We start from the raw sequence: 17810 nt of genomic DNA on the forward strand, positions 1-17810 counted from the left end.
AAAAATTGATAAATTAACAGGGGGACAAACAAAATGATGAAATTAGTAAATGATGTATTTAGTTGGTTAGTAAATGGCGGGGCAACGGTGATCGCAGTAATTGGCGGTACAATTGCAGTTAAGGCATGGCCATTAGTCCATAAAATCCTTGATAACAAAGAGGCGACCACTAAGAGCGCCAAGACTAAGCAACACTACGAACAGCTCGAGCAATGGGCGGGGACGGCAGTGGCTGCAGTCTCAGTTAACCTAGACGCCATGGGTGCTGACAAGAAGAAAGAAGCCGTTCGCATTGTGAACCAACAATTAGCTGACCATAAAATTGATATCAACGTTGAAAACGTGGCTAATGCTGTGGAAGCAGCCTATCAGGCCTTCAAGGCTACCCAACCAGTGAAGCTGACCGCTGTTTCTAATAGTGTGGCTCATGTCGCTAAGGGTGGCATGGTTGATACGACTAAGATTGCAACTGTTTCAGATGGCAAAGAAATTGCTATTCCAGCCACTAAGGACACAGAAGACTAGGGGGTGTCTCTATGACTGAATTTAATGACGTGGCGGTCTTTCAGCCTAAGACCAAAGCGTATTTTCAAAAGTTGAAGAGCCTTGACAGTAAGGGCGTCTTAGTGAAGCTGACTCAAGGTAGCGCTGACGGTACTGCCTACGTCAATGTGAGTGCCAAGGAACAACTAATTAACGCCAAGGCCGCTGGTTTACCAGTTGGTGCCTATCACTACCTAACTTGTAACTCGGCGCGGTATGGGTCTGATGACCCTATTGCCGAAGCTAAGTGGTTTGTGAAGTACTTGAAAGCATACGGCGTCAAGAAAACAGATCCAGTGATCGTTGACGTTGAAGATGGTTCACTCATGAGTAATGCCACTAAAGACGTTAAAAGCTTCGTTAAGTACGTTGAATCGCAAGGCTACACAAACACATGGGTCTACACCATGGGTAGCTGGTTCGGCTCTCGTATTTCATCAAGTGTCACTGATCGCTGGTGGATCGCTAGCTACGGAATTGCCAAGCTAAATATTTCAGCTGCTAAAGCATGGCAATACACGGACAACTGGCACGGCCTAAGCGTTGATGGCAGCCACGATTACGGTTCGATGTTTAATTACAAAGGGACCGAAAAGAGTGCTAGCAAGCCTGCTAAGGCGTCATACTATGATTGGAACCCCAAGCTGGTCCAAACCTTGACTAAGGTTGGCTTATATAAAGATGTCGAATTTAAACACCGTGTCCGCTACTATCCGGCCGGTACACAATTCGGAATTAAAGATGTTGTCAAAACTAAAGCCGGAACGCCGCGATTACTTACGGATTCTGGCTTTTATATTACTGCCAATCGAGATAACGTAAAGAACTGGTACTACGTGGATAATCCTAAAGCTGTAAAGGTTATTAAGGCTACTTATTTGTATAAGGACAAAGACCGAACATCACGGATCCGAAAATATGGAAAAGGTACGGTTTTTACTATCACCGATGTGATTAGTTGGGGCGGTATCTGGTTACTTAAAACAGAATCAGGGTACTACTTAACTGCTAACAAGGACTACGTTAAAATTATGTAATCTAATCCCCGTACTGACCTTAACCGGTTGGTGTGGGGGTTTTTTTATTTGAATTAATTTTAAAAAATAACACGTAACGTGTTTACAAATAACACGTAACGTGTTATTCTATATACATAGATGAGGAACAAACGAAAAGCAAAAGGGGATAACAACCATGACTAAATTTAATAAAATCAACGAAAACGAAGTAGAAGTAGAATTAAACGGTGAAACATTTGGAACCTTGAAATTTGATGCTGAACAAGATGCTTGGGTTTTATGGCCAGTTAGCATTGATGATGCTGTTAGTTACTTTGACAACTTGGACGAAACTAAAGAAGCAATTGCGGACGAACTTGCCTAAGGAGGCGTTGATTATGGAAAAATTATTAGATGTTTACTTAAAGAATAACGGTGTTAATCGTAGTAATGTTGCAAGGGCGGGTCAAACCAATTTAACTACTATTCAACGTTCAGCAATTCCATTTTCAGATGGTACTAACCGTAATGCTGATGACATTAACCCACGAGTGGTGTTTGCGGTTGCTGAAACATTACATAAGACTCCCGGACAGGTATTAGATGAACTAATTGAATTGGAGATGAAAAACGACATGACTACAGATGAAACGAAATTGCTGTTAATTAATATTTTAGATGAAACTAATGCTACTGCATTGGTAACTGTTGAAGATATGGGCGACGATAATGAGGCTATTGTTGCTGAAATTGATTTACCAAGTGAAGATACAATCCGGTTTGCAGTCAATAACTTAGTAGATAATACCCTTACTAAGGATGATGTGCTTACTGACTTACGCTATGCTATGGCTGACTACGATCATGAAGAGGAAGATGGCTTTTATCCAACTTATCATGACGGGAATGATGAGCGACCATTAATTGATACTGAATATGTGCCGCTATCCAAGGAAGATGCGGACTATTTAGAAAAACTAAGCAAGGTACTTTTTAAAGCCGCAAAGTAGGTGAACGGTTTGAAAAAAAATAGGCCATACACCATTGAAAGATTTATTACTGACCGAACCTCAACAAACAAGTATGGTATTCCTCGTTATCAAGTGAAAGTGCCAATTGACAAGAAACTGACTGCGATTGGTACGTATAATACCATTGAAAAAGCTAGAAAAAACCGGGATCTTGGTTTGAAAAATTTACCGACTGACCCAACTGATAAAATGATTGTACCTGATGAAAAAAGAAAGAACGTGAGATTCCCAACTGTCAGCAAGTACATCATTGACAATAGCGCTAAATTCAATGATGGTCGAAAACATTTGGTCGTTCAGATTCGGGAAAAAGGTGTTCAAACTTACGTTGGTACCTACGATAATCTTGATCAGGCCATCAGAAATCGAGACCTAGCACTCAAGGGTTTACCAACTGAAAAAGTTAAAAGACCGGCCAAGAAGACCAAAAAGCTCAAGAAGACTAAGAAATGGTCGAGGTACGGGAAAAACATTTATGCTAATGGTGGCTATTATGTAGTTAAAATTCAGCGTAAATATAAAAAGTATGTCATTGGCACCTATGATAGTCTTGAACAGGCGATTAAGAATCGTGATTTAGCGCTTAAGGGTTTGCCAACTGAAAAGCCTCAAAAATCATTTGAACAGGCTAAAGAAAATTTGTCAGAGAGAAAATTGCCCCCAAAAATTTACGATGATAGCAAAAGATATAAAAGCGGTACACATTATAGTGTTGAAATTAGAGAAAAAGGGAAACGTCGGCATGTTGGCGTTTACTCGACACTAGAGCAGGCGATTAAGAATCGTGATTTAGCCTTGGCAGGAGAGAAGACCGATCCATCAGATAAGATCCAAAAAAGGTCAAATGAAAAATTAGTTCTGCCAAGTGTTGCCCTAGGAATTACTGATATAAGCTCAACTTTGGCGGGCGATAGGAAGGCTTACAAAGCTTCGGTTAGCCAAGATGGTGTATTTCACCATTTAGGCACGTTTGACAGTATAGATGAAGCTAAGAAGGCCCAGAAAGAATTTAAGAAAAACCATAGGAAAAATAAGCCAGTTGACTTGACCGGCCAAGTGTTCGGACATTTAACGGTTATCAAAAAAGGTGATCCGTATGTTTCACCTAAAGGTGTTAAAAAGGTACGCTGGTTGTGCCGGTGCGACTGTGGTAGGTCGATTCAAACCTTCACGAATAGTCTTACGTCTGGGCAAACTAAGAGTTGCGGCCATGCTCGACTCGACTACTTGGTAAATAGATCTCCGATAAAAGACTTGACTGGTAAAGTGTTTGGGCATTTAAAAGTCATAAAAGACGATGGTACTAGGCAACGCCGAGCGGTAAAGTGGCTGTGCCAGTGTGACTGCGGAAAGCAAACGCACGTTTTGGCTAAAGATTTAAAAGCTGGTACCACTAAGAGTTGCGGCCACGTCAGAGAACAAGTAATGAAAAAGTCATTAGCTGACTACAGGGAAAAGTATAAGCATGAAACGCCGGGAACTCGGCTGGATCTGCTAGGTAAGACTGCCAACAAAAACAGTCAAACCGGCGAGCGTAATATTTCGATAGTATCCCGTAATGGTCGAGAATTTTATCGTGTCGCAGTTGTGTATAAACGGCACCAGTATGGAGGTCTGCGTGACACCATGGAAGAGGCCAAAGAGCTACGTGAGGAATTGCGCCGTAAGTATTGGCCGAATTATCCGAACAAAAAATAGCCCCCGTTATCGGAGGCTATGCTATAATAACAGATGTATCAGTTGTGGCACTATGTGCTGTAACTTAGGACGTTCCAATCATGGGGAGCGTCCTTTTTATTTTGCCTGGAGCATAAAGCAAAGAGCATCTTCATAAGACCCAAAATGTTGTGCTCTTACCAGCTCGCCATTCACCAAAAAATAAACGATGTTGAGAATTTGTATTCTGGTGCCAAAATTGGTTGTAAGTACATTTGAATCGACATTGAGTTCTTCAAACATAAAACCACCTCCCTACGCTATTAACTACGTGGGAGGTGGCTTTTTAAATTATTCTAGATGGTTTTTCTTTTTCTGTATGACTGTTTGTTTCTTGGGCCAAACTTCGTCAGTGAATCCCACGAATTCAATTGAGAATTTGTATTGGCTGCGTATCTCGTCAACAACTTGTTCGAGGTATTCCAGGTCATACTTTTCAAGCGTGTGTAGCGGTGTAGATTTCAAACGATGATAGGCTCGCTGTGACTGGAAGAAAAAGTTAAGCTTCTTGCCATAGATGTTATTTGAGACCATCAAGGAGTAACGGGTCTTGCTTAGCTGCTTAAATAGCGGCTCAATGCGTTCACAAATCAATTTAGCGTCTTTGTTCATGGCTAAATGGCAACTGCGTTAACAGGGGCCGTGATCATATATTTGCTGATAATGAATTGCTTTCTACTATTATAATGACCATATAAAGCCAATCGCGAATTATGCTGCAGTTGGTAAAGAAAATTGAGTGCATGTTTAGAGACCAAGCAATTGACTGGTTGACCATTTGCAGACACGCGTACATAAAGTAAAAGTGGGTTGAGTTTCAAAATTTTGGCTTCACTATCTAGGATTCCATTTAAAGATTCGTATTTCATAATTAATCACCTCAAAATCATTATACAAACATACGTTCGATTAATCAATATCATTTTAAATAGTGCTGATATTGCCTATATAAAGGCATTTGTCTACTAAAATACCAATATTAGCAGATAACCATTGAAATGGTGATTGTTCTAGGAATCATTGCGTTGTTAATGCTAATTATTGTGCCAAACTTGAATGCCCAACGTGAGAATGCCGGTAAGAAACAAGATGCGGCGCTGGAAACGGTGATTAAAAATCAAGCTGAAATGTATGCTAATGATCATGATGTCAAAGTGTCGGATGGCTCGGTTAATTACAAAAACCTTGAAGAAGGTAAATATATTACGGATAAACAAGCCGCGCGGGCTAATAAGTTAAAGATCGAATTGCCTTCTGCAAAACATGAATGAAATTAAAACAAGTAGCCGGTTTTACGTTAGTTGAAAGTTGCGTCGTCATTGTATTACTAGGGACGATGCTGCTGATTTCAATTTATCGTTTTCCATCACGGCAGCAAGAAGTTTTGAATGAAAAGATGTTTTGGGAACAATTGAATACGGTTTGGCAACAAGCGGTGTTTGACGCCAGTGCTAAACATGAAAGTTGGATTGTGACTTTTGATAAGTATCCAGATAAAATAACGTTTAGTCGAAGCGCGCCCAAATATGGCACTTACCTGCATATTACGGTGCCATTACCCAAGACCCTGTCTTTTGATGCACCTAGAAAAGGGCCGTTAACGATTAATGCGCATGGTCATCCAACCTTGCAGACACATCGGTTTACATCGACATTAAGTAGACGAAAAGTGATTATTTCAACACAAATGGGGTGGGGAACCTATCATACGAGGATTGAAACGTAGGCCAGGATTTATTATGGCCGAAACCATGATTGCCTTAACGCTGTTAGTTGGGAGTATTGCCTTTTGGGGAGGAACCGAAATGATCATGCATCAACATGAACAAGCCATGATTCAACAGATTTACCGTGCGCGACGTACTTATGAAAAGGCGCAGTTAAAAAATGATCGTCTAAAAACGCGGGCTGTTGTCAAACATGTCCATTAAACGACCGCATTTAGGATTTACCTTAATCGAAGTGGTGTTGGCAGTGAGCGTATTATTGATTGTCGGTCAGTTTATCTTACAGGGTGAGACGAGTATTTTGAAACGTTCTAAACAGCCAATTCCGGAAGTTGAATGGTATTTAATGCTACATGAGCTCGAGAATCCTGAACATGAGTTTATCTTAGAGCCAGGGCCGCGCTGGGTAACGGTTTATTCTAAAAAGACTCAGTTTCGCTTCTCGCTAAGCAAACAACATGACTTAAGATTATCAGGGTTGGCAGGTGGTTATATTATTTTGATGACGAATGTTGAAAGTTATCAGTTAGATAAGGCACTAAATCTATCAGTTAAAACGTTAAAAGGCCAAGAGTTTAAGTCCCGTTTGTTATTACCAAAGGTGAAGTCATCATGAGAAAACACCGTGGGACGATCTTATTGTCGGTACTAAGTTTCATCTTCATTTTCAGCACCTTTGAAACGTATCGCTATTTGAATTATGTTCAGCGTCAACAGGTGTATCATCTGCTAATTGATGATTATCAGCACCCAACATCGTTATCAGCACAGAAAAAAGCAGAATCCCGCACTCATAAAAATAGTGTTACCACTAATTGATAAGGCTCTCGCTTGAATTAGTTTCTGAAAATCGGTAAGATTGACGGGTACTAAAGACTTTCGAAGAGGTGAGCATTCTGGCACAATCAGCAACTGAAACTTTATTTAAAGTTTTTGATCAATCAGTGACTATTTTAATGCAACAATTATCAGTTTCATACGTCGATGCCTTAATTGAAACGGGCGACAATTTATTGAGTCAAACTGTTCAAGTGGAGGCTAATCAACCGGACGCTGCCAGTGTGGCTAAATTAACGGAGCTGTACGCCACGGTTAACCTGAGCCAACTTGATGCGGAAACCATTCGGCGGGCGATTCAATTAGCCCTATTAAAAGCGATTCATAATGATCGAGTTGATCCTAATCATCAAATGACGCCGGACTCTATTGGCTTATTAACGGCTTATCTAGTGTCCAAGCTAGTGGGGCCAGACGATGACTTAGCCATTTTGGATATTGCCGTTGGAACGGGGAATCTATTGACGACCGTGATTAACCAATTACAACCAACACGCACAACGACTATTCATGGTTATGGGGTTGATAACGATGACACCCAGTTAGCCATCGCTGCCATGAGTATGGATCTACAAAAATCAAAAGTGGACCTGTTCCATCAAGACGCCATTGATCCGTTAGTGATGCCAAAAACGACGATTGCGATTGGCGATTTACCAGTCGGTTATTATCCATTAGATGAACGGGTGCAGAGCTTTGAGACGAAAGCGACTAACGGTCACTCGTATACACATCATTTGATGATGGAACGAGCTTTGGATCAATTAACCCCGGGTGGTTGGGGCGTCTTCTTAGTGCCAACGACTATTTTCCAATCACAAGAATCCGCTGGGTTATTAAAGTGGATGAGTTCGGCGGCCTATCTACAAGGTTTATTGAATTTACCCGCTAACTTATTCTTGGATGAAAAATCACGTAAATCGGTTGTCGTGTTACAAAAACATGGTAGTCAAGCCCACCAAGCAGGCAAAGTTCTCTTAGGTGAGTTTCCATCTTTTGAAAATACACGGGCTTTTGAAGCATTCACCGCTCAAATTGATACTTGGGTTGACCAAAATATATCCCGTTAAGGAGGAAGTCACTTGGGGAAGACAATTGCCATTAATGCGGGTAGTTCAACGCTAAAATTTAAATTATTTGAAATGCCACAAGAACGAGTTATTGCCAGTGGGGCAGTGGAACGAATCGGTTTTGATGAATCGCCAGTTCACATTCGCTATGGACTGGATCATAAGTATCGTGAACGTGAGGTTGTTCCAAATCATCAGGCAGCAGTAAACATTATCTTGGATGAATTAATCAAATTACACATTATCGAAACCTATGATGAGATTACTGGCGTGGGTCACCGCGTGGTCGCTGGTGGTGAAATTTTTAAGGACTCAGTATTGATTACTGATAAAGTTTTACAACAGATTGAAAACTTAGCTGAATATGCACCGTTGCATAATCCGGCTAATGCAGTAGGCATTCGGGCATTTAAAAAGATTTTACCAAATGTCCCAGCTGTTGCAGTTTTTGATACGTCGTTTCATACGAGTATGCCCAAAACGAATTACCTTTATTCGTTACCATATGCTTATTATGAAAAATACGGCGCGCGTAAATTTGGTGCACACGGGACCAGTCATCGTTATGTCGCCGGCCGTGCAGCCAAATTACTTGGTCGACCATTAAACGAGATGAAGTTAATCACGGTTCATTTGGGCGCGGGAAGTTCCATTACCGCCATTCAAAATGGGCAAAGTTTGGATACGTCCATGGGCTTTACGCCCTTAGCCGGGATTACGATGGCCACGCGTGCCGGGGATGTCGATGCCTCGCTAGTCGCCTATCTCATGAAGAAGCTAAACATTCAAGATCCAGATGAGATGTTGAAAATCTTAAACACCCAATCAGGATTGTTGGGGATTAGTGGTTCAGCTGACATGAAGGAGCTAGAAGAACGTTGTGACACCGACCCACAAGCTCAATTAGCTATTGATATCTTTGTGAATCGTATTGTGAAGTATATCGGGGCTTATGTCGCTGAAATGCAGGGGGTCGATGCGATTGTCATTACGGCGGGAATTGGTGAACGTGACGCCAAGATGCGCCAACGTTTAGCTGATAAGCTCGGTTACTTTGGGGTCGAACTTGATCCACATAAAAACTTAGTGAGTGGGGTTGAACGTGATTTGAGTACGGCAACCGCTGCAACTCGATTTGTTTTAATTCCAACCAATGAAGAATTGATGATTGCCCGTGATGTTGAACGGATTAGTCAATTAACCAAATAACCATGAATTAGCAGGCTTAGTCGTTTAGACTAGGTCTGTTTTTGGTTTGTTAACATGAAACATATTCATCTTAGCATGTCTTAGCTTCACATGATTCATGTTAACTGCGGGACTCAGCGAATAAAACTTCAAGGAAACGTGAAGCAAGGCCAATCAGTGTTTGAACCGCTTACAACAATATCCGGTTCTGTCAATGTTAGATTATTGGACTAGTCCAATTTTAAAAAAGCGGGCAGTGCAACCTTTTGAATGCCATGAATCTCCTAGGTATAATACTTGCAAGGGGAGTGTGCTGCTATTATGAAAGAGAGTCAACAGCCTGATGGTGAACAAGAACAATTATCACGAGGCTTAAAAAGTCGCCATGTGCAGTTAATTGCCATTGGCGGTACGATTGGGACCGGTTTATTCTTAGGGGCCGGCCAATCCATCCACTTAGCTGGACCATCGATTTTAATCGCTTATTTGGTTACCGGCTTGATGTGTTTCTTATTGATGCGGGCATTAGGCGAGTTACTATTGTCTGATCTCAACACGCATTCGTACATTGATTTTATTCGACAATATTTAGGTGATCGGACTGGATTCGTGGCTGGGTGGACTTATTGGGTCTGCTGGGTCACCATCGCGATGGCTGAAATCACTGCGACTGGGGAATATATGCAATTTTGGTTTCCTCAGATGCCACAGTGGTTGCCTGGACTGATCATTTTGATTTTGTTACTACTGTTAAATTCCATCAATGTCTCAGCTTTTGGGGAAACTGAGTTTTGGTTTGCAATCATTAAGATTGCGGCAATCATCGCGTTGATCGTGGTTGGAATTGTCATGGTCGTCTTTAGCGTGAAAACGCCGGCTGGTCATGCCAGCCTTGGTAATTTAGTTAACTATGGTGGCTTTATGCCACATGGCCTTAAAGGCTTTGTATTATCATTTCAAATGGTTCTGTTTAGCTTTATTGGGATTGAAATGGTTGGGATGACTGCTTCAGAGACCGAAGATCCAAAAACGGTCATTCCTAAGGCTATTGATAACATTCCGGTTCGAATTATTTTATTTTACGTGGGATCGTTACTCGTCTTGATGAGTATCTACCCATGGCAGTACTTCTCGGCTGCGCATAGTCCGTTTGTCCAAGTCTTTACGAACTTAGGCGTAACGGCGGCAGCTGCGATTATTAACTTTGTGGTGTTAACTGCGGCAGCATCATCATGTAATAGTGCCTTGTTTAGTACTGGCCGGATGCTCTTTTCGTTAACCTACGGGAAAAAAGGCAAGTTTGCTCAATCAATGGGGAAACTTTCACCTAGTCAAGTCCCACGTAATGCGTTAAATTTCTCGGCATTAGTGATTGGCTTAGCAGTTTTGCTGAACCTGGTGATGCCTGGGAAAGTCTTCTCACTGATTGCCAGTGTGTCAACAACTTGCTTCATCTTCATCTGGGGTGCGATTGTGTTAACCCATTTGGCTTATCGGAAAAAGGTTGGCCGAGCAAAAGGAACGACTAAAAAGTTCCGGATGCCTTGGTTCCCAGTGTCAGATTGTTTAATTTTGCTTTTCTTAGGGTTTATTGCAGTGGTGCTTTGCTTTAAAACTGAAACCTTAATTGCTTTAATTGCCTCAGTGATTTGGCTGATCGTGTTATATGCGATAAAGCGGGTCGATGATCGGTTACATCAAGTAAATTAATGAAAAAGTCGGTTGTCCAATTTGGATGCCGACTTTTTTGCGTCCTGCGGGGTGACAACCTGCCTTTTGAGCTGTGAAGCGGTACAATTAAACGTAATGTTAAAATACTAAAAATGAGGGACGCTTATGCAATATTTTACTTCCGACACGCACTTTTATCATGCTGATTTATTAGGGATGAATGATTTTGCGCCGCGACCATTCCCAGATGTTGAAACGATGAACCAAACGATTATCGATCATTGGAATGCACGGGTTACTGATCAAGATACGGTTTATCACCTTGGTGATGTGGCGTTGTATTTTACCCGCCCAGCGAAAGTGTCTTACCAACGAGTATTGGCCATTTTGACTCAACTTAATGGTAAAATTGTGTTTATCAAGGGCAATCACGATTCACGGGCCTTTTTCAAATACTTAGCGGCCCATGATCCGCAATTAAATGGTCAACCAAAGTTTGAATTTCATGATGTCGGGGTCTTGATCAAGTATAATCATCGACAATATTATATGACGCATTACCCGATGATGATGGGGATTGTGAACCAGATTATTAATTTACATGGTCATATTCATCATTATGCAGTGAACATCAAAGAAAATCTCAATGTCGGTGTTGATACGCCAGAAACAGACTATTTAGATCATCCGGTCCCATTTGGCGCACCGTTTTCATTAGCCGAAATTGAGCAAATGGTTGAGGGTAAGGCTGTTGATTTTGCCAAGCGCCAATAAGACCGTGCTTGACCGGTTTCGTGGAATGCTTTAGGATTAACGAAGATCATCATTGAGGGGCGAAACGGCATGAATGAACGCGTGACAATTTTGCATACGAATGACTTACATTCGCATTTTGAGCATTGGCCGCTAATCCGACGGTATTTACTCGCACAGCAGACGATGCAACGAGCAGCCGGTAAGACGGTACTAACGTTAGATTTGGGTGATGCCATTGATCGAGCCCATCCATTATCAGAAGCCACTCGTGGCCAAGCCAATGTTCAATTGTTAAATGAGATTGGTTATGATGCAGTGACCATTGGCAATAATGAAGGCTTAGGGTTAACGCATCAAGAGCTTGACCAGCTTTATCAAGCGGCTAATTTTGATGTGGTTTTAGATAACTTGGTAGATACCCAGTCGAATGAACAACCGAAGTGGGCTTTACCAGCCAAAGTGATCACGACTGCAGGTGGCACGCGGATCTTGTTGCTAGCTTTTACAGCGCCATTTGTTTTGACGTACCCACTCAATGGTTGGACACCCGCCAGCGTCAAGGAGCGGTTGCCTGAGTTATTAAAGCAATACGCCGGTCAATATGATGTTTTAGTGGTGATGTCACACTTAGGCATCAATGTTGATCGCTGGCTGGCGAAACACTATCCGTCAATCGATGTGATCATTGGGAGCCATACGCATCATTTGTTAGTAAATGGTGAACAAGTTCAGGGGGTCCTCGTGGCAGCGGCCGGGAAATACGGTGAGTACATCGGTCAGATTAATTTGACGATTGATGCGGCTCATCATGTCATTGCTAGTCAAGCGCAGACTGTCGAGACTGCTACCTTACCAACACTGCCGAGTGATATGACTGAAATCGCACGCTGGCAGCAACAAGGTGAACAACTATTATCGCAGCAAGTTATTGCCCGTTCACCACAACAGTTAAAACCGCATTGGCATCATCCTAGTGAGTTAACGGCATTAGGGCTCAAAGCCATTACCAGTTATGCCAAGACTGACTTAGGAATGTTAAACGGTGGCTTATTTATGCGTGATTTACCAGCTGGACCGGTGAACCTCAATGATTTACACACGATGTTACCACATGCGATGCACGTGATCCGCGTGACATTAAGTGGGCAAGACTTATGGCGTTTAGTCTATGAAATGGAATTGGTGCGGCCGTTTTTGAATAAGTATCAGATTCATGGCATGGGTTTTCGTGGTCAAGTTTTCGGTTACATTCAATATCAAGGTCTTAAATGGCAGGCATCGACGCATACTTTGTTGGTGCATGATCAGCCAGTCGAGTTACAACGGCAATATCAAATGGCTTTGTTAGATCATGATTTGTTCATTCCGTTTTTCCCGACAATTAATATTAGTGGAAAAACCGAAATTTTATTTAAAGCATTTTTACGGACGGTTGTTGGGGACTATTTAGCCACCCAATGGCCAGTTGAAGATTAGAAAGGAGGGGGTCGTTTGAACCGCGATCACATTAACGAACTCGCTGAGCAACAAGCTGAACGGCGTCAGAACCTCTATCTGGGGACCCGTTTGGATCGAACACACATTGAAGTCAACAAACACCCCTTTGAAATCGTATTGGAGTATCGAGATGGATTTGATCTCGATAAGTTTGTTGAACGGTTTAGCCCGATTTTAAATAAATACGATTATATTGTGGGTGACTGGGGCTTTGAACAGTTGCGATTAAAGGGCTTTTATCGTGACGATGTGAAAGATGTGCAGCGCTCACAAACTATTGGCGCTGTACAAGACTATTTATATGAATATTGCAATTTTGGTTGTGCCTATTTTGTCTTGAAAAATGAACGGGTTATTAAACCGAAACGGACAAGTACCCATAATCGTAAAGAGACAAATAAACGCGATAATAACAAGCAATCACGTAATCGCAGCAATCGGAGTAGTAGTCGCAGCAAGCAACGGCGCAAGTCGAATCATAAGTTCACGACGAAGCAAAAAGCAGCGCCATTTACGGAGAAACAAAAGAAACCAGCGAACGTGGCTGCTAAAACTGGTCAGCAAGCGCGGACCAAGAAGCAAAGCAACGGTAAGCGACATTTTACAATTCGGCAGAAGTAGAGAGGAATTTGGCATTTGAGTAAGTACAAGGGTTATTTAATTGATTTAGATGGAACAGTTTATCGGGGGAGTGAACGTATTCCGGCCGCTAAACGGTTTATTGAACGATTGCAAGCTAGCAATACCGACTTTTTATTAGTGACGAATAACACGACCAAGTCGCCTGAAGATGTCGCAGAAAATTTGGCCGTTAACCATGATATCCATGTCAGTCCAGCCAACGTTTATACAGCAGCATTGGCGACAGCGGATTACGTTAATGATTTAGCTGGTGATGGGGATAAGACGATGTATGTGATTGGTGAACTGGGCCTTAAAGGCGCAATGCTTGAAAAAGGCTTCACCTTTGATGAACGGACGCCTAAATTTGTGATTGTCGGCCTCGATTACGATGCCACTTATCACAAGTTTGAATTAGCAACTTTAGCGATCAAGCGAGGGGCTAAGTTTATCGGGACTAACGCGGATACCAATTTACCTAACGAACGTGGCTTAGTGCCAGGGGCTGGTTCAGTGATTGCGATGGTTGAACGGGCAACACAACAAAAAGCGACCTATGTGGGTAAGCCAGAGACGATTATCATGCAAAAAGCATTGGATCGAATCGGTTTAGAAAAGCCCGATTGTGTGATGGTTGGTGATAACTATATGACTGATATTTCGGCGGCCATTAATTTTGATATGGATTCATTGTTAGTCTATACGGGTGTGTCGACACCAGAGTTAGTTGCCAAACAGGCGATTAAACCAACTAATGAGGTTAACTCTTTAGATGAATGGGACTTAGACGATGGCGTGGCTAAATAAGATTCGTGACGGGGGACTGTGGCTTGGGTTTTATTTATGGGCGCTAAGTGGCACCATCATTGTGACGATTAATGCGGTCTGGCTGTACTGGTTAAATGTTCAGTGGCAAGATTTAGGCAAGTTAGTGAACTTGTCTGCCGGTCGTCTGATGACGAACTACTTTCAATTATTAGCGTATTTGAATTTTCCGTGGATTCCTAAGTTGAAGATGATGGACTTTACAGACTCAACAAGTGCATTGATTCATTTTGCCGATGTTAAGAATTTGTTTATGCTAACCGATGTGGTGTTCATTATCACCTCGGTGACGACGTTTTTCTTTTGGCGACGATTGAAGCGACAACAGCAATTATGGCGCTTTGTCTTGCCGATGCAGACGGCATTATGGGTACCACCTGTTATTGCGGCTGTCATGGCGGTCAATTTCGATCAATTTTTTGTGTTCTTCCATAAATTATTGTTCCGCAATAACGACTGGCTATTTGATCCGCTTTATGATCGAATTATCATTGTGCTCCCGGATACATTCTTTCTACAATGCTTCGTATTGGCGATCCTCGTGCTTGAGGGGTGGTTTGCGATGTATTTAATCATTGGTAAGCGGGCGTTAATGGCGCTCTAATAAAAAGATCCGCATCAGCGATTAACACGCGATGCGGATCTTTTTGTGATTAATTTTCTTCAGTGGGGCGGCTGAACCGCGCCTTTAAAGCCGAAACAACGGCTGGAATTAAGGAAACCAAGATGATGCCAATGACCACTAGTGAGAAATGGGCTTTAACAAATGGAATGTTACCGAAGAAGTAACCACCACCACAGCAAAGCACCACCCAGAGAACGCAGCCGATAACATTGTAACGAATGAATTGACTGTAGTTCATGCGACTGCTAGCGGCAACAAACGGGACGAATGTCCGAATAATCGGCATGAAGCGTGCAATGGTGACCGTGATCCCACCGTGTTTTTCGAAAAAGACTTCCGATTTGGCTAATTGTTTTTGATTAATCAAGCGGCCAAACCACGATGTCCGAGTCAACGCTTCACCTAATGAGTGACCAATTAAGAAGTTTAACGAGTCCCCAGCGAGTGCGGCAACTAGGAATAGGATGACAAACGACCAAATGTGTAAGCCGTAAGTTGGATTCGCCGCTAGTGCACAAGCAGCAAATAATAACGAATCCCCAGGGAGAAACGGTAGAATGACTGCACCGGTTTCAACAAAGATGATGGCAAATAGGATTAAATACGTCCAAATGCCGAAGCTATTTACAATCGTAACTAAATGTTGATCAATGTGGAGCACGAAATCAACTAAAAAACTCATAATGACCTCCAAAATATGCATTAACATTAACTGATACAGCATACCAGATAATGTTTTGAAATACTATGTATCCAAGTCAATCGCTGATGAAAGCTTAACCTTTTACTGGTATTTTGGCGAATTCTCTTGTATTATCGAGATATTCTATGAAGAAAAAGGTGATTTTGTGGCTTACCCACAAGTAGATTTATCCCAAGTTAAGGGACCTAAAGCAACGATTAAGACTAATTATGGCGATATCCATGTCCAACTTTTTCCAGAACAAGCACCTAAGAGCGTGGAAAACTTTGTTGGTTTAGCAAAGAAAGGTTATTACGATGGCATTATCTTCCATCGGATTATTCCTGATTTCATGATTCAAGGTGGCGATCCTACCGGTACTGGTATGGGTGGTGAAAGTCTTTGGGGCAAAGCTTTTGAAGATGAATTTTCTAAAGAAGTTTTCAATATCCGTGGCGCTTTATCAATGGCCAATGCGGGTCCCAACACTAATGGTAGCCAATTCTTCATCGTTCAGAACCAACATCTGCAAGATGGCATGGCTGATCAAATGGCACAGGCCGGTTACCCTGAAGAAATCGTGACGGCTTATGGTCAAGGTGGCACACCATGGTTAGATTTCCGTCATACTGTTTTCGGTGCGGTTAGTGATGGTATGGACGTTGTTGATACAATTGCTAAAGTTAAAACTGGCATGCAGGATAAGCCAGTTAAAGATGTGGTTATCGAAACAATCGCCATTGAAGACTAAAGTTGTTATGAAGTAGTTGTCCAAGTGACAGCTACTTTTTTGTTGAATTTTGAAATCCGCTTTATTCAGGTTATAATGTTTAAGATTACTATATATAGAAGAATGAGTTTAGGAAAGGAACTGGCTATGAGTAACTATCGAATTGGAATGAAGGTTCACGGGCGGGTGACAGGCATTCAACCGTATGGTGCGTTTGTCACATTAGATGCAGAACACCAAGGATTAATTCATATCTCTGAATGTCATGAAGGCTATGTCAAAAGTATTTCCGAATATTTACAAGTTGGTCAGGTTGTCGATGTTGTTGTTTTAGATATCGATGAGTACACTGGCAAGATTAGTTTGTCATTGCGGTGTGTTGAACATGTACCGCATCATACAACAAATGATCTTGAAATTTATAAAACCTTTCGGCATAAACACTTTTGGACGAACCGGCATGTTCATGCTGGGTTTGACCCAATTGCGAGTCGGTTAGATGGTTGGATTGAAGATTCATTGAGTCGATTGCAGGAAGGCGGACACTAATATGCAAAAGCAAGTTGCTGGTACGATTATGGTAGTTGATGAAGATGGCGCACGTTTTTTAGTGAAGCAAGTGGACCACCACTATTACTTTGACAGTTTTGATGTAATGGTTGATCATACGCCGTTAGCAACGGTCCTCAATAAATTACGTCAAATCGGGTTAGATGTTGATCAATTAAGACTATTTGATTCGGTGATTGCTGAGATTGATCAAGAAAAGGTAGCGTTATTTGTGTTTAATCAGTTAACATTGACGCCAAAAGTTGAGTCAGTATTTGCTAAAGCTGGTTTGCAATTTGTACCTGCAAGCCAGTTACATCAGCTTTTAGAACGGGTTCGAGTGAATACAGAACCGATGTTTGAAAATTTATCAAAATAACCCTTGACCTGCATACTAATCCTTGGTAAGATATTACTTGTCGCTGCGAGAGATGCTGTGAAACAGCCAAGCCGTAGCGGTTATCAACATTATTGAGAATTAATATCAATTGCATAATTATTCAACTTATTTTAAAAAAGAGTTGACAGTTTGAAATTGATTTGTTATTCTTATTAAGTTGCGTTGAGCGCTTCTGAAACAAATCACTTCATTAATTAGTTGAAAAAAGTTGTTGACAGATAATTATCGTCATGCTAAACTAATTAAGTTGTGTTGAGGCAATCAGCTAACAAATTAGACCTTTGAAAACTGAACAAAGTTTCGACAAATCAAATGTGTAGGGTCTGCTAACTTAGGTTAGCACA

Annotated in this window: 23 protein-coding genes; 21 read left to right on the forward strand and 2 right to left on the reverse strand. The window is 41.7% G+C overall.

The window, feature by feature from the left end:
* Positions 1 to 33: 33 nt before the first annotated feature.
* The 5 genes from FFM84_RS15735 (at position 34) to FFM84_RS15755 (ending at position 4270) form a co-directional block, all read left to right on the forward strand.
* Entirely contained in the window at positions 34 to 525 is a 492-nt protein-coding gene (locus FFM84_RS15735; RefSeq protein ID WP_130844007.1) for a phage holin, LLH family, read from the forward strand.
* 11 nt (positions 526 to 536) lie between these two features.
* Positions 537 to 1580, forward strand: a complete 1044-nt coding sequence (locus FFM84_RS15740) for a DUF5776 domain-containing protein (RefSeq protein ID WP_130844008.1) — start codon at positions 537 to 539, stop codon at positions 1578 to 1580.
* Positions 1581 to 1737: 157 nt separating this feature from the next.
* Positions 1738 to 1926, forward strand: coding sequence for a hypothetical protein (locus FFM84_RS15745; RefSeq protein WP_130844009.1), 189 nt, complete (start codon positions 1738 to 1740; stop codon positions 1924 to 1926).
* A gap of 13 nt (positions 1927 to 1939) precedes the next feature.
* Positions 1940 to 2551, forward strand: coding sequence for a hypothetical protein (locus tag FFM84_RS15750; protein WP_130844010.1), 612 nt, complete (start codon positions 1940 to 1942; stop codon positions 2549 to 2551).
* Positions 2552 to 2560: 9 nt separating this feature from the next.
* The gene (locus FFM84_RS15755; protein WP_130844011.1) at positions 2561 to 4270 is read left to right on the forward strand and encodes a hypothetical protein; all 1710 of its coding nucleotides are present in this window, start codon (positions 2561 to 2563) and stop codon (positions 4268 to 4270) included.
* Positions 4271 to 4366: 96 nt separating this feature from the next.
* Here the strand turns inward: FFM84_RS15755 and FFM84_RS16220 are convergent, their stop codons facing one another.
* The gene (locus FFM84_RS16220; protein WP_165450267.1) at positions 4367 to 4531 is read right to left on the reverse strand and encodes a hypothetical protein; all 165 of its coding nucleotides are present in this window, start codon (positions 4529 to 4531) and stop codon (positions 4367 to 4369) included.
* A 782-nt stretch (positions 4532 to 5313) separates the two neighbouring features.
* Between FFM84_RS16220 and FFM84_RS15770 the strand changes: the two genes are divergently transcribed.
* The 13 genes from FFM84_RS15770 to FFM84_RS15830 all read left to right on the forward strand — a co-directional run bounded on the left by FFM84_RS15770 (position 5314) and on the right by FFM84_RS15830 (position 15084).
* Positions 5314 to 5559, forward strand: a complete 246-nt coding sequence (locus tag FFM84_RS15770; RefSeq protein WP_225425247.1) for a hypothetical protein — start codon at positions 5314 to 5316, stop codon at positions 5557 to 5559.
* On the forward strand, positions 5556 to 6014 hold the full coding sequence (locus FFM84_RS15775; RefSeq protein ID WP_130844015.1) for a type II secretion system protein: 459 nt from the start codon (positions 5556 to 5558) through the stop codon (positions 6012 to 6014). Before FFM84_RS15770 ends, FFM84_RS15775 begins: the two co-directional genes overlap by 4 nt.
* A 13-nt stretch (positions 6015 to 6027) precedes the next feature.
* Positions 6028 to 6219: a hypothetical protein gene (locus FFM84_RS15780; RefSeq protein ID WP_130844016.1), complete on the forward strand. Its 192-nt coding sequence runs from the start codon at positions 6028 to 6030 to the stop codon at positions 6217 to 6219.
* Positions 6209 to 6631, forward strand: a complete 423-nt coding sequence (locus tag FFM84_RS15785; RefSeq protein WP_130844017.1) for a prepilin-type N-terminal cleavage/methylation domain-containing protein — start codon at positions 6209 to 6211, stop codon at positions 6629 to 6631. Before FFM84_RS15780 ends, FFM84_RS15785 begins: the two co-directional genes overlap by 11 nt.
* The gene (locus tag FFM84_RS15790) at positions 6628 to 6834 is read left to right on the forward strand and encodes a hypothetical protein (protein WP_130844018.1); all 207 of its coding nucleotides are present in this window, start codon (positions 6628 to 6630) and stop codon (positions 6832 to 6834) included. Before FFM84_RS15785 ends, FFM84_RS15790 begins: the two co-directional genes overlap by 4 nt.
* Before the next feature lie 77 nt (positions 6835 to 6911).
* Complete coding sequence (locus tag FFM84_RS15795; protein ID WP_130844027.1) at positions 6912 to 7922, forward strand: class I SAM-dependent methyltransferase; 1011 nt, start codon at positions 6912 to 6914, stop codon at positions 7920 to 7922.
* A 12-nt stretch (positions 7923 to 7934) separates the two neighbouring features.
* Positions 7935 to 9131: an acetate/propionate family kinase gene (locus FFM84_RS15800; protein ID WP_130844019.1), complete on the forward strand. Its 1197-nt coding sequence runs from the start codon at positions 7935 to 7937 to the stop codon at positions 9129 to 9131.
* A gap of 297 nt (positions 9132 to 9428) precedes the next feature.
* Positions 9429 to 10820 carry an amino acid permease gene (locus FFM84_RS15805; RefSeq protein WP_130844028.1) on the forward strand — a complete coding sequence of 464 codons (1392 nt, stop codon included), beginning with the start codon at positions 9429 to 9431 and terminating at the stop codon, positions 10818 to 10820.
* A gap of 126 nt (positions 10821 to 10946) precedes the next feature.
* Positions 10947 to 11555, forward strand: coding sequence for a metallophosphoesterase (locus FFM84_RS15810; protein ID WP_130844020.1), 609 nt, complete (start codon positions 10947 to 10949; stop codon positions 11553 to 11555).
* Positions 11556 to 11624: 69 nt separating this feature from the next.
* The gene (locus FFM84_RS15815; RefSeq protein ID WP_130844021.1) at positions 11625 to 13013 is read left to right on the forward strand and encodes a bifunctional metallophosphatase/5'-nucleotidase; all 1389 of its coding nucleotides are present in this window, start codon (positions 11625 to 11627) and stop codon (positions 13011 to 13013) included.
* Positions 13014 to 13028: 15 nt separating this feature from the next.
* Positions 13029 to 13655 (forward strand): YutD family protein, encoded by a 627-nt coding sequence (locus FFM84_RS15820; protein WP_130844022.1) that lies wholly within the window; start codon positions 13029 to 13031, stop codon positions 13653 to 13655.
* A 15-nt stretch (positions 13656 to 13670) separates the two neighbouring features.
* Positions 13671 to 14462 carry a TIGR01457 family HAD-type hydrolase gene (locus tag FFM84_RS15825; protein WP_130844023.1) on the forward strand — a complete coding sequence of 264 codons (792 nt, stop codon included), beginning with the start codon at positions 13671 to 13673 and terminating at the stop codon, positions 14460 to 14462.
* Positions 14446 to 15084 (forward strand): TIGR01906 family membrane protein, encoded by a 639-nt coding sequence (locus FFM84_RS15830; protein WP_130844024.1) that lies wholly within the window; start codon positions 14446 to 14448, stop codon positions 15082 to 15084. The genes FFM84_RS15825 and FFM84_RS15830 overlap by 17 nt, the downstream gene beginning before the upstream one ends.
* 49 nt (positions 15085 to 15133) lie before the next feature.
* Here the strand turns inward: FFM84_RS15830 and FFM84_RS15835 are convergent, their stop codons facing one another.
* Positions 15134 to 15787, reverse strand: a complete 654-nt coding sequence (locus FFM84_RS15835; RefSeq protein WP_130844025.1) for a VTT domain-containing protein — start codon at positions 15785 to 15787, stop codon at positions 15134 to 15136.
* A gap of 166 nt (positions 15788 to 15953) precedes the next feature.
* On the opposite strand from FFM84_RS15835, the gene FFM84_RS15840 reads away from it, so the two are divergent.
* The 3 genes from FFM84_RS15840 (at position 15954) to FFM84_RS15850 (ending at position 17445) form a co-directional block, all read left to right on the forward strand.
* Entirely contained in the window at positions 15954 to 16538 is a 585-nt protein-coding gene (locus FFM84_RS15840; RefSeq protein WP_130844029.1) for a peptidylprolyl isomerase, read from the forward strand.
* Positions 16539 to 16658: 120 nt separating this feature from the next.
* Positions 16659 to 17066: a CvfD/Ygs/GSP13 family RNA-binding post-transcriptional regulator gene (locus FFM84_RS15845; protein ID WP_130844030.1), complete on the forward strand. Its 408-nt coding sequence runs from the start codon at positions 16659 to 16661 to the stop codon at positions 17064 to 17066.
* 1 nt (position 17067) lies between these two features.
* Positions 17068 to 17445: a hypothetical protein gene (locus FFM84_RS15850; RefSeq protein ID WP_130844026.1), complete on the forward strand. Its 378-nt coding sequence runs from the start codon at positions 17068 to 17070 to the stop codon at positions 17443 to 17445.
* Positions 17446 to 17810 lie beyond the last annotated feature (365 nt).

Source organism: Lactiplantibacillus mudanjiangensis (assembly GCF_005405385.1).
GTDB lineage: Bacteria > Bacillota > Bacilli > Lactobacillales > Lactobacillaceae > Lactiplantibacillus > Lactiplantibacillus mudanjiangensis.